Here is a 14,615-nt window from a genome sequence, read left to right as displayed (position 1 = left end):
GTATCTTGGCAAGCATCCTGGCCACCTGCCTGCTCGCTTCATGCGGGGGTGACGATGGTGCGCCGACTTCGGGTGGGGGTGGGACCAGTTCTACACCAACTCCCACCCCAACTCCCACCCCGACCCCGACACCGGTGGGAGCTACGGACAAGATCATTTACAATGCGACAGAGTCGATGCTGTTCGCCGACGCGGGACAATATTTCACCGATGGTGGCCTGCAGCTTGCGTTCGACGCACCGACGGGGACCTACCACGTCACCAATCCTGCTTCGACTTCCTTCGAGATCGTCCAGCGTAGCCCTAACTACGCACCCCAGGCCGGCAACCCCTGGGTGGTGTTCATCGTCGGGGGCTATCTGAGCCTCAATCTCAGGGTGTCGGGCGGATATTCGGATCCTGATCTGCGTTATCTCTATTCCAACCTCATAACCTGGAGTTTCGGATCATCTCCGTCCGTCGCACTCGGAACGACAGCTGTCGGCATGCCGGGGCCTGGACTTACGAGCGGCAGTGCGATCTACGAGGGCAGGTTCGAAGTCGAAAGCTCTCGTCAGGTGGTTTATGAAGGAACCCCTGTGCCGGACATGTTCGATGGCACTGTAGAGCTCGTCTTCGACGCATCGGCAAATACGGGGAGGCTGACCTTGGTCCCTTCGCCATCCGGTGACGCCGATCCGAATTCCGTCACTCCTGTTGACCTTGTCTGGAGCGCCGGGGCCTCGTTGTTCCACCAGCCAGACCCTGCAAGTTCCACCAGCCTGAATTATCCGGTGGCAGGACGGTTTACCGGACCGGCCGGACAAGAACTGATAGGCGGGGTGAGGTTCGAATATACCTCGAAGGCCGACGGCAAGACCTACGAGGCGAGGGGGGCCTTCGTAGCCAAGAAATGATCCGCTGGCCGGCTCAGCGCGACAGCGTGCGCGCAAGCTCGACGAACTCCGCCACGCTTACGGTTTCGGCGCGGCGCTGGGGGTCGATGCCCAGCGCCTCGGCAGCCTCGACTGCGCCGGGTACGCCCTTGAGGCTCTGGCGCAGCATTTTGCGACGCTGGCCGAAGGCGGCCTCGGTCAGGCGTTCGAGCACGCGGGCGCTGACGCCATCGGGCATGGCGTCCGGCTCGACATGGACGATGGCGCTCATGACCTTGGGCGGCGGGGTGAAGGCGCTGCGGTGGACCTTCATCGCCATCTTCGCCTTCGAACGCCACTGCGCGTGGACGGCAAGACGGCCATAGGCGGAGGTGTCGGGTGTGGCGACGATGCGCTGCGCGACCTCCTGCTGGAACATCAGCGTCAGGCTGGTCCACAGCGGCGGCCATTCCTCGCCCCCAAGCCACCGCACGAACAGCGCGGTGCCGACATTGTAGGGCAGGTTGGAGAGGACGGCGAAGGGCTCGCCGCCCATCAGCTCGCCATGGTCAAGTTTCAGGGCGTCGCCCTCGATCACGCGCAGCTGGCCGGGAAAGGCCTCGCCCAGTTCGGCCAGCGCGGGAAGGCAGCGCCGGTCCATCTCGATCGCGGTCACGCGCGCTCCGGCTCGGAGAAGGGCGCGGGTCAGGCCGCCCGGACCGGGTCCGACCTCGAGCACCTGACTGCCGGCAAGGTCGCCGGGGATTGCGGCGATACGGTCGAGCAATTGCTCGTCGAAAAGGAAGTTCTGGCCGAGCGCCTTGGACGCAGAGAGCCCGTGGCGCGCAATCACTTCGCGCAAGGGAGGGAGATCAGCCATGCGCGGCCCGTCGTGCGGCAATCTCGCCCGCCATCTTCAGGGCCGCAATCATCGCGCCGGGATCGGCGATGTTCCTGCCCGCGATGTCGAAAGCGGTGCCGTGGTCGGGGCTGGTCCGAACGATGGGCAGTCCCAGCGTCACGTTGACGCCCTCGTCGAAATCGAGCGCCTTGAGGGGCACGAGCGCCTGGTCGTGATACATCGCCAGCGCCACGTCGTAGGTCGCGCGGCCTCGCGGCGTGAAGATCGCGTCGGCAGGGTGGGGGCCTGTCACCGCGAAGCCCTCGTCGCGCAGCTGCGCTATGGCGGGTTCGATGATCTCGCGTTCCTCGGTGCCGAACTTGCCACCTTCGCCGGCGTGCGGATTGAGGCCGCAGATCGCGATGCGTGGCGCGGGGATGCCGAAATCGCGGCGCAGCGCATCGGCAACGATGCGGGCCTTGGCGTAGATCATGGAAGTAGTGAGGGAGCCGGGCACGTCGGCCAGCGCGCAGTGCACGGTGAGGGGCACTGCCTTGAGGCTCGGCCCAGCCAGCATCATCACCCCGTCATCGGCCGGCAAGCCGCAGGCGAAGGCGAGGAATTCGGTCTGGCCGGGAAATTCGAAGCCGACCTTGGCCAGCTGTGATTTTGCCACCGGCGCGGTAACGATGCCGCCGGCCTTGCCGAGCAAAGCCATGCGCGTGGCTTCCGCGAGCGACGACAACGCCAGTGCCGCGCCTTGCTCGTCGGGGAGGCCGGGCATGTACTCGCAATCGTCGACGCCCATGACCGGTATGCCGCGTGCGAAGGCTTCGCTCGCCTCGTCCGGCTCGTCGATCCGCACAACCGGGCAATCGAGCTTGCGGGAGCCTGCCGCAGCTTCGAGCAATCCCGCCCCGCCGACGACGAAGAAGGGCGCGAGGCTCTTTTCGGTGCGTCGCGCCCAGCTTGCGGCGATGATCTCGGGCCCGATCCCCGCCGGATCACCGATGGATACGGCGAGGGGAGCCACGGCCTGCGTCAATTGTACTCGATGTAAGCGTCGTTGCGCAGGTCGCGCAGGTAACGCTGGGCGCGCTTCTGGATACGCTCGTCCTCGAGCTGGCCCATCAGCGTGTCGAAGTCCGGACCCGCCGCCGACTTGGGATCGTCGCGACCGCAGAGCATGAGCACGCGGACGCTGTCGTCGATCGAGCCGAACGGCGGCGAAAGCTGGCCGACCTGCATCTGCAGCATGATCTGCTGGAGCTGTTCGGGCAGCGCGCGGACCGCGATCTGGTCGTTGGTCACTACCGTTGCACCAAGTGCGCCGGCGGCGTTTTCCGCATCACCACAACCGCGAACCTGGCCGATACCCTGAAGGAAGGTCTGGAGTTTGCTGTTGCGATCCGCGCCGGACATGCCCGGTTCGAAAGACAGCTGGATCTGCTTGAGCGAAAGCATCGCGTCGCGCGGGTCGGCCATCAGGACCTGACGCTTGTCGATGAGGACACCGATCCAGTAGCCGCCGGGAATCTCGATCGGACCAACCAGCTGGCCGGGGCTCATTTCTGCGGCCACCGCTTCAAGAGTTGCATTCTTGAGCTGTCCGAGCTGGATCCAGCCGAGGTCGCCGCCGACCGCCGCGGTCGACGCTTCGGAGAACTGGCGGGCATAGGCAACGAAGCTGCCGCCCTGGCGCAGCTGTTCGACGATCTTCTCGGCATTGGCCTTGACCTGCCCCGCGTTTTCAGGGGTCGCCGAAAGATAGATTTCGCCGAGACGATACTCGTCGGTACCGCGGCTGGCTTCGAGCCGCTGGATGAGTTCGTTCACCTCGTCGGTCGATACGTTGACGAAGGGCGCGACATTGCGACGCAGCAGGCGCTGCCAGGCGAGTTCGCCCTGGATCTGGCGCTTGAGCGAAGCGGGCGAGGACCCGATCGAGCGCAGGTATTCGTCCATCGCCTGCGGGCGCTGTTCGAAATTCTGCGCAGCGACGCGGGCATAGGTCTGGTCGATTTCGGCCTGCGGGATGTCCATTTCCTGCGCCTGCGCAGCCTGGATCTGCAGCGTTTCGTCGATCAGGTTACGCAGCACCTGCATCTTGACGCGCTCGAGTTCCTCGTCGGGAATGCCCTGCCGGTTGGCCGCCACGAGGAGCGCGGTGCGCTGGTCGACGTCGGTACCGGTGATCACGTAGCCGTTCACAACCGCGGTCGCCTTGCGGACGTTGGGATTGGCATTTCCGAGCACGCTGACATTTGCCGGAAGGTTCAGCGGGGCGTCAGCGCCAGCCGCTTCCTGGGCTGCGCCGGCGATGGGCGACAGCGCCAGACTGGTCGCCGCTGCGAACGAGAGGAACTTGGAAATCGAGTGTGCGCTCACGTGTGATACCCAGTTGCGATACGGCCAGCGTATCCGGATTGAGCCAGGCCTGTGCCGCTGCGCGGCTTAACCAAAGCTGATTGCCCCATAATTTCGGCGTGGCGGCGGATAGCGTGTTTGCGCTGGGCTGCCAACGGTTGCGCCTTAGCGAAATCCCAGATTTCGCAAACTGAAATATAGCTGGAAGGTGTTGCCGCGCCGGGCATCGCCCGAGTTCACGTAGTCGCGCCGCCAGGTCAGGCCCATTTCGAGACAATCGTCGGCATAGGCAATGCCGAGGCGGGTGCGGATCGGTTCGAAGCCGTCGGACTGCAGTGTCGGGTCCTCCTCGCGATCGGTCAGGTTGAACACGCCCGAACCGAACAGCGACCAGTAGTTGGCGAAGGCGACGCGCACAGCCCCGCGCAATTCCTCGCGGTCCTGCAAATCCTCGACCTGGGTAATGTCGCGGTTGAGGCGCAGGTAGCCGAGTTCGACGTAAGTGCGGCTGGTGCCGACCGTCGCGTCGACCTCGTTACGGCGGACCGCGAAATTGTCCTTGTCGAGCCGGAAGCGGTGGGTGAGCTTCACGAAGTCGCGATAACGCACTTCGGTGCGACCGACGAAGTCCGAAACCTGCTCAGATAGTCCCGTCCCATCGGGCAGGATGTCGCGATCGGTGTCGAAGCGATAGGACTGGCCCAGCGTCGTCTTCAGTTCCCAATCGGGAATGCGCAGCTGCCAGTCGAAGCCATAGGTGATCCGCGCCCCGTCCTCGACCCGGTCGTACCCGGGAAAACGGTTGAGCGCGAAGAGGTTCGAATCCTCGAGGTCGATCGCGCGGGCATCCTCGTTGGGAATGGCGAGGTTGCGGATCGGCGGGGTCGCGACCAGCTGCACGCGCGGAGTGAACACCTGCTCGCCACCGAACGCCTGCCCGACGAAGGGCCATTGGACGTCGACTGCAGCGAGCGCGACACCACGCGTCTGCCAGCCCGGATTGCCGCGATAGGACGCGGTGTCGGTCAGGTAGTTCTCGTCGGAATGGTAGACGTCGCCGCGCACGAGGCCGGTCAGGGTCACCACCTGGCCAAGTCCGGTGACGCGGCTGAGGTCCCACTGCGCCTTGGCAAAGGCACGCTGCGTGTCCTGTCCCGTGCTGCGCGCGATGGCGAGCGTATTCGCCTGCAATTCGACCTTGCCACCGAGAACCGGCTCGTCGAGGCGGTAACGGAAGTCGATGACGGGCAGGGCAACGGGCACCTCGCCCTGCGGCTGGTTGAGGCGCAGCGTCTGCGTTGCCCAGCCGGACAGCGAGAAATAGCTGTTGTCGACAATCCGCTCGGCATTGAACATCGAACGCAGGCGGTCGTCGCGACTGATGTCGTAACGGCGCAGGAAGGTCCGGTCGCTGGCCACGCGGATCGAGCTCGTCAGGCTCCATGACGGGGAGAACTGGAACTTGCCGTTGGTGAACAGGTAGCCGCGGAAGTCCTTGGACTGGGTCGGCGTGGTGCTGGCGATGCCGACACGCTCGCTATAGGTCGCGTAGCCGGAAATCTGGTAGGCGCCCTTGTCGGTCAGGTGACGCCACTGCGCCCCGACCATCGGCGGCGCCTCGCTATAGACATGCGCGTTGAGTGTCAGGTCCTTGTTGTTGCCGAGGCGGAGGTAATAGCTGCCGCTGACTTCGACGCCGTTGCTTTCGGAAAAGCGCAGGTCGGGAACGAGGAAGCCGGATACAGCACCGCCATCGGTTCGCACGGCCAGCCCGGGCAGAGGCAGGATGCGCATGCCGAAGAGCTCGAGGAAGGCGCCGCGGAAGGATATGCGTTGCTGGTCGGGATCGTAGATCACCCTTTCGGCGGTGATCCGCCAGCTCGGCTCCTTGGGACACCCGTCGGGCGTCACGACCTCGCAGCCCGAATAGACTGCCTGGCTGAGCGCCACGGTCCCGTCGCTCTCGCGAATCCCCTTGTTGGCGGCGAGGCGGCCGCCCTGGCGCAGGGCGAGAAGGAGGTTGTCCATCGCGCCCGCTTCGAATTCGTCGGTCAGTTCGATGCGGTCGGTGAAAAGCTGGTTGCCGTTCTCGTCGACGAAACGGACCCGCCCTTCGGCAAGGATGAGACCGGTTCGCCTGCTCCAACTGACCGAATCCGCGCGAAGCGAGCGGTCTTCGCTGCGCAGCACGACATTGCCGGTTGCAGTCACGATGTCCGCATCGGAATCGTAGGAGAGGATATCCGCCTCGAAGGCGATCTGCCGATTGCCTTCTGCGTCCACGCCCGGCCCGGTCGTGGCGGGCGGCGGATCGAGTTCGGGATATAGTGCCTGCAACGAAGGCTGGTCGCCCGGCTGGCCCTGCGGATCGACCACCGTGCCGAGATCGTCGGCAGCGTCCTGCGCGGCAAGCGGCGCGGCCATGGCGAGCGCCGAAGCCAGCGCGAGCGAACGCGCCGCCAGCCGGCTGGCTTCGAAAGCTGTCTCGGCGGGCGGGACCATGCCTTGCCTATCGCATCGGCCACGCCTAATCGCAATCGCCATCCTACGGGGCGTTCCGCAGGCCGGTCCGTCGCCACCAGCAAATTCTTCGGGAGAACCCATGCACATCCAGTTCAGCCAGACCCGTCCGCAATCGGCGCGCCTTCTTGCGCATGTCGTCGACAAGGGCAAGCTGCCATCGGATATAGAAAAATCGATCAGCGAAGGTGCCGCCGCAGCTCGCTTCAAGGGCAATGCAGGACAGCTCTTCGAAGGCTTCGTCGAACGTGACGGCAATGTCGTCCACCTCGCGCTGGCGGGCGCCGGCGACAAGAGCGACGAGGGCCGTCAGGCGAATCTGGAAAAGGCCGGCGCGGCGCTGACCGCCAAATACCAGTGCAGCGGTTACGGCGAGCTGCTGATCGACCTTGCGGGCAGCGGCCTTTCGGCAGGCGATACTGCGGCGGTCCTCCTCGGGCTGCGCCTGCGCAACTGGCGTTACGACATCTACCGCACCAAGATGAAGGACGAGCAGAAGGTCACGCTCGACACCGTCACCGTGGTCAATGCGCCCGAGGGTGCCGAAGCAGCCTGGGCGGAAATGTCCCACCTCGCGGCCGGTGTGGAATTTACTCGCGAACTCGTCACCGAGCCCGCCAACATCATCTACCCCGAAAGCTTCGTCGAACGCTGCCGCAAGCGGTTCGAAGGCACGGGCGCGGAGCTGATCGTGCTCGACGAATACCAGATGGAACAGCTCGGGATGGGCTCGCTCCTCGGGGTTGGCCTCGGCTCGGAGAAGGAATCGCGCATCCTCGCAATCCGCTGGAACGGCGGAAAGCCGGGTGAAGCGCCGACCGCGTTCGTGGGCAAGGGCGTCACCTTCGATACCGGCGGCATCAGCCTGAAGCCGGGGCCGGGCATGTGGGACATGAAGTGGGACATGGGCGGCGCAGGTGCCGTGGCCGGTGCCATGCTCGCCATCGTCGGGCGCAAGGCCAAGGCCAATGTCGTCGGCGTGATGGGCCTCGTCGAGAACATGCCCGACGGCAAGGCGCAGCGTCCGGGCGACGTCGTGACGTCCATGTCGGGCCAGACGATCGAGGTCCTCAATACCGACGCCGAAGGGCGCCTGGTCCTTGCCGATGCGCTGCACTGGACGCAGGAGGAGTTCCAGCCCTCGCGCGTCATCGATTTCGCCACGCTGACCGGCGCGATGATCATCGCGCTCGGCCATGAACATGGCGGCCTGTTCTCCAACAACGACAAGCTGGCCAAGGACCTGACCGAAGCGGGTCTCGCGACGGGTGACAAGCTGTGGCGGATGCCGCTTGGACCGGCCTACGACAAGCTGATCGACAGCCCGATCGCCGACATGAAGAACATCGGCGACAAGGGCGCCGGTTCGATCACAGCAGCCCAGTTCCTCCAGCGCTTCATCGCCGACGATACGGCCTGGGCGCACTGCGACATCGCGGGCATGGTCTGGTCGGACAAGCCGGGGCAGACCTGGGGCAAGGGCGCGACCGGCTATGGTGTGCGCCTGATGGACCGGCTGATCGCCGACACGGCCGAGAAGTAAGGACGAGGGAGGTCCCCCGATGGCGAAAATGCGCCGCAAGGGGGACCTGCCGACCAAGACCTGCGCCACCTGCGGCCTCGAGTTCGCCTGGCGCAAGAAGTGGGCGAAGGACTGGGACGAGGTGAAATACTGCTCCGAACGGTGTCGGCGGAACAAGGGCGTACCTGCGTGAGGGTCGACTTCTACCAGCTCAGCCGCGATCCGGTGGATCTGACCGTGGCCAAGCTTGCCCGCAAGGCGTTGCAGGCGGGTGAGCGGCTGGTGGTCGTGAGCAGCGACAGTTCTCAGCGCGAGGCCGTGTCCAGGGCGCTGTGGGAGCAGGGCGGTTCCGCCTTCCTTGCCCATGGCGATGCCGGCGAGCCGCACGAGGCACGCCAGCCGATCCTGCTATCCGATAGCTGTGTCGCACCCAACGAAGCGCGCATGGCGATCATCGCCGACGGCGCCTGGCGCGAGGAAGCTTCGGGTTTTGCGCGGGTCATGTTGCTGTTCGATCCGCAGGGACGCGATGCTGCTGCGCAATTGTGGCGCCGCTTTGCCGCAGACGAGGCGGTCGACAACCGAATATTCAAGCAGGATGCCAACGGTTCTTGGCGCGAAGGCGCCTAATTCCTACCTAAGTCCCCGATACAGGGGAGAATTTCTACAATGCGTCTTCTGCTTCTGGTCGGCCCTATGCTGCTGGCTGCCTGCAGTCCGGGTAACAAGGAAGCGGCGGACGCGGAAACCACCTCTAACGAGGTCGGCTCCTACGAAATGAGCGGCGGTGAAACCACCGCCCGCATCCGCGCGGAAGACGGTTCAATTACCTCCATGCGGTCCGGTTCCCAGGTTCCCGTTAGCCTGCCTGCGGGCTTTTCCGTCGCGCCCGGCTTCACAGTGCTCAACAACACCCATGTCGAGCGCGGCGACGCGCGCTACGTCCTGCTGACAATGGAGGGCGCGCAACCGGTTGCGCAGGTTGTCGGCTTCTATCGCAAGCAGGCCGAAGCTGCAGGCATCGAGGTCAATGTCGATGTGACAGCCGCTGATTCGACCACGATTGCGGGAAAAAGCCGCTCGGGGCTGGCCTTCTCGCTGATGGCCGGCCGTAGCGGCGACAAGACCACCGTGCAGCTGACCCTCAACAAGGGCATGGATTGATCGACGCAAGGCGGAGGCCTCTAGCCTCTTGCCCGCGCGCACGCGCGGCGCTAGGGGCGCGCGCAATCCAATTCCCCCAAATCCTGCAAGGACATTTCCCATGGCGGTCACCCGCACCTTTTCGATCATCAAGCCCGACGCCACCCGCCGCAACCTGACCGGTGCGGTTACGAAGATGCTGGAAGATGCCGGCCTGCGCGTCGTCGCATCGAAGCGCATCCACATGACCCGCGAACAGGCCGAAGGCTTCTACGCCGTCCACAGCGAGCGTCCCTTCTTCGGCGAACTGTGCGACTTCATGATGAGCGAGCCCGTCGTTGTGCAGGTTCTCGAAGGTGAAGACGCCGTGACCCGCAACCGCGACATCATGGGCGCAACCAACCCGGCCGACGCCGCCGAGGGCACCATCCGCAAGGCCTATGCCCTGTCGATCGGCGAGAACACCGTCCACGGTTCGGACAGCGAAGAGAACGCCAAGATCGAGATCGACTTCTTCTTCAAGCCCGAAGAAATCGTCGGCTGACCTGGATTGCGACGGAATACTCCGTCGCAAGCAGATAGAAATTTGAGGTTTTGGCGGGCCGGCTTCGTGGTAAGCACGGCCCGTCATGCTGTTTGGCGGATTCTTCGGGGGCCTGACGGGCAAGCGCAAGCGCACGCAGACCGTGCATCGCTTGGCTGCGGCGCTGAACACGCTCGACTATGACATCGTGCGTACGCTGGTAACGCCCGACATCAAGATCCGTGATGCAGCGAACCGGAGTATCGAAGGCGCCGATGCATTCATCGCTGCCGACCGACGCTTCCGTGAGGATACTCACAGACCCCAGGTCCGTTTCGACCAGATTACCGAGCATGACGACTGGTTGCTCGTGTCCGGCAAGTTGGAAAGCGCGCTTCCTGAACTCGATGGACCGGTGCTCTTGCGCATACGGTTCGAAGGGTCGCAAATGGCCGAAATCGAGATCACCCGGGCCGAACCACAGTTGAGCGTGACCAAGTACGACCGGATGATTCGTCGCTAGACATTCCCGGCCGGTCAGCGGCGCATTCCGCCGGATTTTGCGTCCCACCCAGATTGCTGTATGAGTTTGCGAACAGGTCGCAAGAACTTGGGTCGCGCCTCTGAGGGGAGGACACCATGGGACGGTACCTGATCATGGCGATGGCGATCGCCATCTATTTCGCATTCTTCGGCACATTCCTCTATCTGATCGGCTTTGTCGGCGGGTTCGAGTTCATGCCGACACACGTCAACAAGGGCATCGCAGCAAGCCCGGCGACGGCGGCGTTGGTCGACCTTGCCCTGATCGCCTTGTTCGGCATCCAGCATTCGGTAATGGCACGACCCGGGTTCAAGGCCGGATGGACAAGGATCATCCCGGCCCCGCTGGAACGCAGCCTTTATTGCCTTGCGACGGTGGTCGTACTCGTCCTGATATTCGCTTTCTGGCACCCGATCGCCGGGACGGTGTGGTCGATCACCAATGAGACCGGGCGCATGATCATGTTCGCCCTGTTCTTCCTTGGCTGGGGCGTGCTGTTCATCTCGACCTGGCTGCTCAACCATTTCGAACTCTTCGGCTTGCAGCAGGCGTGGCAGAACATGATGGGCACGCATGCCAGCCCGCCGCGGATGCGCACGCCCCTGTTTTACAAGATGGTGCGGCACCCGCTCTACACCGGGTTCTTCATCGCCTTCTGGGCGACGCCCGACATGACTTTCGGACACCTGCTGTTTGCGGTGGCGATGACGATCTACATCCTGATCGGCATCGCTCACGAAGAGCGCGATCTCGTCGATGTTTTCGGCGACGATTACATTGCCTATCGCCGGACGGTCGGAGCCTTCATTCCCGGGATCGGCAAGAAGGCCTGATCTTCAGGCGAAACTCTCGATCTGCGAGCGATGTGCATGATGCGGGTCGCTCGCGGATCTTTCGTGCTCCAGCGCCATTGCGTCTAGCGACGCTTCGGGCAGGTCGAGGCCGAGGTCCATGTGGAGGTGCCGCATGGCGGCGCGCCAGTCGGCACCCAACTGGTCGAAATCGACGTGAGCCACCGGGCCGCCAAATCCTGCGAGTGCTGCGCTCATCCGTTCTTCGCGCAGTGCCAGCTTGCGCCGCCATTCGGCCTCGAGCGCGTCCAGATCGGCATGGTCGGTCTGGAATGCCATCTGGCTGGCGACCATCGATACCGAGCTGCGCAGGACTGCATCGCCGCAACGGCGGGTCACGACCACCCGCGCATCGGGAAAGCGATGAAGCAGTGCTGGCAGGTCCTCGGCAAACTGCGGGCACTTGAGGACGCGGGGGCGCCCGCCATCACCCATGATGGCAGCATCGGTGCGCAGGATGCGGGCGAACTCGGCATAGACTGCGCCTGCGTCCCGTGCCTCGCTAAAGGCGACATAGGAGGGGATGCGCCACTGCGCCTCGAACGCGCACGCATCGAGCGCGCCGGAAAGCCAGCCGATCTCCTCGTCTACACGCGTCGCGCCGAAGGGGTGGAGCATGTCCAGCCAGGGATTGATCTTCCTCGCGATCGCAAGGCCCAGAGTGCTTTTGAGCGGACGCAGGTCCGGTGTGCGGGGCACGGGGTCGTGACTGTTGCAGAAACGCGTGCCGCAATTGCGCGGATCGGCGGCGAGCAGGCGGTGGACGCGTGTCGTCCCGGCGCGCATCTGGCCAACCACTATGATCGGAGGGGCAATCTCCGCAGAGGCGAGTTCGGGGGCCTCGGCCCAGAAGCGCCCCATCGCATGGCGCTTGCGGATGGCCGAAGTCAGCTGGCCATATGCCATGGTGTGGCCGAGGGGATTGAGCTGCGCCTCTGCCCGCAACGCCTGGCAGAGTCGCTCCAGTCGCTCGCGAAAATCGGCCACCTCGGCATCGCTGCGGAGCGAGACTTCATCACTTTTATTGAATCCCTTGGCACCGATCGACCAGAGGTAGTCGGGCTCGAGCGGCGGCTTCTCGGTAAGGCCGCGGTCCCAGATCGCCTCGACCGCGCGGCCTGCCCACACGGCAGCCTTCGAACGGGCGAAGGGATGCGGGCGCGGCGGTGCGTTCACTCGCGGCGGTCCCTGGACGCATTGAACTTCGCTAATGCCGCACGCATGCCGAAGAGGACGAGCATCACGCCGCCGACCACCAGAAGCGTCTCGGTAAGGCTGGCCTGTCCCTGGCGGCCCTCGATATCGTCGGCATTGAGGGCGATGATGACAAGGCCGATGGCCACGACGGTGTAGAAGATGAAGGAGCGACCCATCCGGCAACTCTAGAACGCATCGGCCGCGTCGAGAAGCCTGGTGAGGCGGGAAGGCGCGACTTGTCGCCAGCTTCGCTGCAGCCAGTCGGCGACATTGTCCCAATCGACGCCCTGCCGGTTGAGGATGATCCCGATCCACCCGCTCGCGCCGTAGTAGGCCGGCTTGTGATAGGCATGGGGCTGCGCTTCGACGAGGCCTTCGAGCTCGTCCATGCTGTCGCACTTCACCAGCAGCGAGATATGCGGCGTCCCGTGATGCTGGTCGGCGAAATAGGCGAAGAACTTTCCGGTCTTCTCGCTCCCGACACGGAAACCGGGCGAGCCATGGCTGGTCCGCTCGTGTGTTTCAGGCAGGGCGAGGGCAAGTTCGGTGACGCGTTGCAGCAGCCATTGCGGATCGCTTTCGCGCGACACGAAATCCGCCAGGACGCGCGGGTAAAGCTGGTGTTCGGCGATGCCCACGCGCTCGGCGAGTGAATCGGGCGTCTCATTTGCATGTATCGCGACCGCGATCTGGCCCAGCGTTTCGCCAGAATCGAGTTCTTCGGTGACGAGGTGGACCGTCGCCCCGGCATGGCTGTCGCCTGCGGCAATCGCCCTCGCATGGGTGTCGAGTCCCGGATATTTCGGCAGGAGCGAGGGGTGGATGTTGAGCATCCGACCGCTCCACCGCCGCACGAAACCGGGGCTGAGAATGCGCATGTAGCCCGCGAGCGCGATGACCTGTGCCCCGGCCTTCTTGGCTGCTGCCTCCATCGCGGCATCATGGTCTTCGCGGGTCATGCCCCTATGGGCGAGAGCGAAGGTTTCGACGCCTTCCGACCTGGCGAGCGCCAGTCCTTCGGCCGCCGGATTGTTGGAGGCGACGAGGACGATTTCATACGGGCTGCCGGGCAGGCGACTGGCGTAGAGCAGGGCGGCCATATTGGTGCCCTTGCCCGAAATGAAGACGGCAATTTTCGCCTTCTCAGGCATTATGGGTCGCCGACCAGTCCTCGCGCGCCGACCAGGTACCGGCCGATCCGCGCACTGTGCAGCCCTTCGCACCTTCGACGATCCGGCCCACCGCAAGGACGGTTTCGCCGGCGTCCTCCAGCCGGCTGCGGACCACTTCCGCATTGGCCGGATCGACCGCCAGCACCATGCCCACGCCGCAGTTGAAGGTCCGCGCCATCTCGGCCGGCTCGATATTTCCCTGCGCCTGCAGGAAGGCCATCAGTCCCGGCTGGTCCCACTGGTCGGCATCGACCTCGGCATGCGCGCCCTGGGGCAGCACGCGGGGGATATTCTCCAGCAGACCACCGCCAGTAATGTGGGCGAGTGCATCGACCAGCCCGTCGCGAACGACCGGGAGCAAGCTCTTTACGTAAATTTTTGTCGGCTCGATCAGCGCATCGACTAGCAGGCGATCCTGGTCGAACAGGGCAGGGCGGTCGAGCTTCCAGCCCTTGTCCGCGGCCAGCCTGCGGACCAGCGAATAACCGTTGGAGTGGACCCCCGAACTCGCAAGACCAAGAAGGATGTGCCCCGGCGCCACGCGCGCACCCGTCAGCTGCTCGCCGCGTTCGACTGCGCCGACACAGAAGCCGGCAAGGTCGTAATCGCCGGCAGCATACATGCCCGGCATTTCTGCCGTCTCGCCGCCGATAAGCGCGCATCCGGCCATCCTGCAGCCCTCGGCAATGCCCGCGATCACCCGTTCGGCAATGCCGTTCTCGAGCTTGCCGGTGGCGAAATAGTCGAGGAAGAACAGCGGCTCCGCGCCTTGCACGATGAGGTCGTTGACGCACATGGCGACGAGGTCGATCCCGACCGTGTCGTGGCGACCGGTGTCGATAGCGAGCTTGAGCTTGGTGCCCACGCCGTCGTTGCCCGCAACCAGCAGCGGGTCCTTGTAGCCCGCAGCCTTCGGATCGAAAAAGCCGCCGAAACCGCCGATCTCGCCATCCGCACCGGGGCGCATGGTCGCCTTGACCAGCGGGCCGATCGCCTTGACCAGTGCATTGCCTGCCTCGATCGAGACACCCGCCTGCTCGTAGGTGTAGGAGGGCGTATTGTTGCGGGGTTCGTCGCTCAT

16 protein-coding genes are annotated in these 14,615 nt (G+C 64.5%); 8 read left to right on the top strand and 8 right to left on the bottom strand.

Annotation, left to right across the window (positions count from 1 at the left end; all coding sequences use genetic code 11):
- Positions 1–5 precede the first annotated feature (5 nt).
- Positions 6–896, top strand: coding sequence for a hypothetical protein (locus RAM60_RS08670; protein WP_510639598.1), 891 nt, complete (start codon positions 6–8; stop codon positions 894–896).
- Positions 897–909: 13 nt separating this feature from the next.
- Here the strand turns inward: RAM60_RS08670 and rsmA are convergent, their stop codons facing one another.
- The 4 genes from rsmA to RAM60_RS08650 all read right to left on the bottom strand — a co-directional run bounded on the left by rsmA (position 910) and on the right by RAM60_RS08650 (position 6,564).
- On the bottom strand, positions 910–1,734 hold the full coding sequence (gene rsmA, locus RAM60_RS08665) for a 16S rRNA (adenine(1518)-N(6)/adenine(1519)-N(6))-dimethyltransferase RsmA (RefSeq protein ID WP_369027106.1): 825 nt from the start codon (positions 1,732–1,734) through the stop codon (positions 910–912).
- The gene (gene pdxA / locus RAM60_RS08660) at positions 1,727–2,740 is read right to left on the bottom strand and encodes a 4-hydroxythreonine-4-phosphate dehydrogenase PdxA (protein WP_510639596.1); all 1,014 of its coding nucleotides are present in this window, start codon (positions 2,738–2,740) and stop codon (positions 1,727–1,729) included. Before pdxA ends, rsmA begins: the two co-directional genes overlap by 8 nt.
- On the bottom strand, positions 2,737–4,083 hold the full coding sequence (locus RAM60_RS08655; RefSeq protein WP_369027108.1) for a peptidylprolyl isomerase: 1,347 nt from the start codon (positions 4,081–4,083) through the stop codon (positions 2,737–2,739). Before RAM60_RS08655 ends, pdxA begins: the two co-directional genes overlap by 4 nt.
- A 144-nt stretch (positions 4,084–4,227) precedes the next feature.
- Positions 4,228–6,564: an LPS-assembly protein LptD gene (locus tag RAM60_RS08650; protein ID WP_369027109.1), complete on the bottom strand. Its 2,337-nt coding sequence runs from the start codon at positions 6,562–6,564 to the stop codon at positions 4,228–4,230.
- 100 nt (positions 6,565–6,664) lie between these two features.
- Between RAM60_RS08650 and RAM60_RS08645 the strand changes: the two genes are divergently transcribed.
- The 7 genes from RAM60_RS08645 to mddA all read left to right on the top strand — a co-directional run bounded on the left by RAM60_RS08645 (position 6,665) and on the right by mddA (position 11,147).
- Positions 6,665–8,125 (top strand): leucyl aminopeptidase, encoded by a 1,461-nt coding sequence (locus RAM60_RS08645; RefSeq protein WP_369027110.1) that lies wholly within the window; start codon positions 6,665–6,667, stop codon positions 8,123–8,125.
- A 19-nt stretch (positions 8,126–8,144) separates the two neighbouring features.
- Positions 8,145–8,297, top strand: a complete 153-nt coding sequence (locus RAM60_RS08640; RefSeq protein WP_200980982.1) for a DUF2256 domain-containing protein — start codon at positions 8,145–8,147, stop codon at positions 8,295–8,297.
- On the top strand, positions 8,294–8,734 hold the full coding sequence (locus tag RAM60_RS08635; protein ID WP_369027111.1) for a DNA polymerase III subunit chi: 441 nt from the start codon (positions 8,294–8,296) through the stop codon (positions 8,732–8,734). The genes RAM60_RS08640 and RAM60_RS08635 overlap by 4 nt, the downstream gene beginning before the upstream one ends.
- 39 nt (positions 8,735–8,773) lie before the next feature.
- On the top strand, positions 8,774–9,268 hold the full coding sequence (locus RAM60_RS08630; protein ID WP_369027112.1) for a hypothetical protein: 495 nt from the start codon (positions 8,774–8,776) through the stop codon (positions 9,266–9,268).
- A gap of 100 nt (positions 9,269–9,368) precedes the next feature.
- Positions 9,369–9,791, top strand: a complete 423-nt coding sequence (gene ndk / locus RAM60_RS08625; protein WP_200980979.1) for a nucleoside-diphosphate kinase — start codon at positions 9,369–9,371, stop codon at positions 9,789–9,791.
- 85 nt (positions 9,792–9,876) lie between these two features.
- On the top strand, positions 9,877–10,293 hold the full coding sequence (locus RAM60_RS08620) for a nuclear transport factor 2 family protein (protein WP_369027113.1): 417 nt from the start codon (positions 9,877–9,879) through the stop codon (positions 10,291–10,293).
- A gap of 116 nt (positions 10,294–10,409) precedes the next feature.
- The gene (mddA, locus tag RAM60_RS08615; protein WP_369027114.1) at positions 10,410–11,147 is read left to right on the top strand and encodes a methanethiol S-methyltransferase; all 738 of its coding nucleotides are present in this window, start codon (positions 10,410–10,412) and stop codon (positions 11,145–11,147) included.
- A gap of 3 nt (positions 11,148–11,150) precedes the next feature.
- On the opposite strand, the gene RAM60_RS08610 is transcribed toward mddA, so the two are convergent.
- The 4 genes from RAM60_RS08610 to purM are packed head-to-tail and all read right to left on the bottom strand — an operon-like array spanning position 11,151 to position 14,615.
- A complete protein-coding gene (locus RAM60_RS08610; protein ID WP_369027115.1) occupies positions 11,151–12,341 on the bottom strand; it encodes a sulfotransferase family protein in 1,191 nt (396 codons plus the stop codon).
- The gene (locus RAM60_RS08605; RefSeq protein WP_369027116.1) at positions 12,338–12,538 is read right to left on the bottom strand and encodes a hypothetical protein; all 201 of its coding nucleotides are present in this window, start codon (positions 12,536–12,538) and stop codon (positions 12,338–12,340) included. The genes RAM60_RS08610 and RAM60_RS08605 overlap by 4 nt, the downstream gene beginning before the upstream one ends.
- Positions 12,539–12,547: 9 nt before the next feature.
- Positions 12,548–13,513 (bottom strand): phosphoribosylglycinamide formyltransferase, encoded by a 966-nt coding sequence (purN, locus tag RAM60_RS08600; protein ID WP_369027117.1) that lies wholly within the window; start codon positions 13,511–13,513, stop codon positions 12,548–12,550.
- Positions 13,506–14,615 carry a phosphoribosylformylglycinamidine cyclo-ligase gene (purM, locus tag RAM60_RS08595; RefSeq protein ID WP_369027118.1) on the bottom strand — a complete coding sequence of 370 codons (1,110 nt, stop codon included), beginning with the start codon at positions 14,613–14,615 and terminating at the stop codon, positions 13,506–13,508. Before purM ends, purN begins: the two co-directional genes overlap by 8 nt.

The sequence above is a fragment of the Qipengyuania sp. RANM35 genome (genome assembly GCF_041021145.2).
Classification (GTDB): Bacteria; Pseudomonadota; Alphaproteobacteria; order Sphingomonadales; family Sphingomonadaceae; genus Qipengyuania; species Qipengyuania soli.
The sequence above is the reverse complement of the archived record's forward strand: the minus strand, read 5'-3'. Positions and strand labels throughout refer to the sequence as shown.

Coding starts and splice junctions, on each gene's coding strand:
- RAM60_RS08620 (WP_369027113.1), top strand. CDS start 9,877: ATGCTGTTTGGCGGATTCTTCGGGGGCCTGACGGGCAAGCGCAAGCGC.
- mddA (WP_369027114.1), top strand. CDS start 10,410: ATGGGACGGTACCTGATCATGGCGATGGCGATCGCCATCTATTTCGCA.
- RAM60_RS08640 (WP_200980982.1), top strand. CDS start 8,145: ATGGCGAAAATGCGCCGCAAGGGGGACCTGCCGACCAAGACCTGCGCC.
- ndk (WP_200980979.1), top strand. CDS start 9,369: ATGGCGGTCACCCGCACCTTTTCGATCATCAAGCCCGACGCCACCCGC.
- RAM60_RS08630 (WP_369027112.1), top strand. CDS start 8,774: ATGCGTCTTCTGCTTCTGGTCGGCCCTATGCTGCTGGCTGCCTGCAGT.
- RAM60_RS08605 (WP_369027116.1), bottom strand. CDS start 12,538: ATGGGTCGCTCCTTCATCTTCTACACCGTCGTGGCCATCGGCCTTGTC.
- purN (WP_369027117.1), bottom strand. CDS start 13,513: ATGCCTGAGAAGGCGAAAATTGCCGTCTTCATTTCGGGCAAGGGCACC.
- purM (WP_369027118.1), bottom strand. CDS start 14,615: ATGAGCGACGAACCCCGCAACAATACGCCCTCCTACACCTACGAGCAG.
- rsmA (WP_369027106.1), bottom strand. CDS start 1,734: ATGGCTGATCTCCCTCCCTTGCGCGAAGTGATTGCGCGCCACGGGCTC.
- RAM60_RS08650 (WP_369027109.1), bottom strand. CDS start 6,564: ATGGTCCCGCCCGCCGAGACAGCTTTCGAAGCCAGCCGGCTGGCGGCG.
- RAM60_RS08645 (WP_369027110.1), top strand. CDS start 6,665: ATGCACATCCAGTTCAGCCAGACCCGTCCGCAATCGGCGCGCCTTCTT.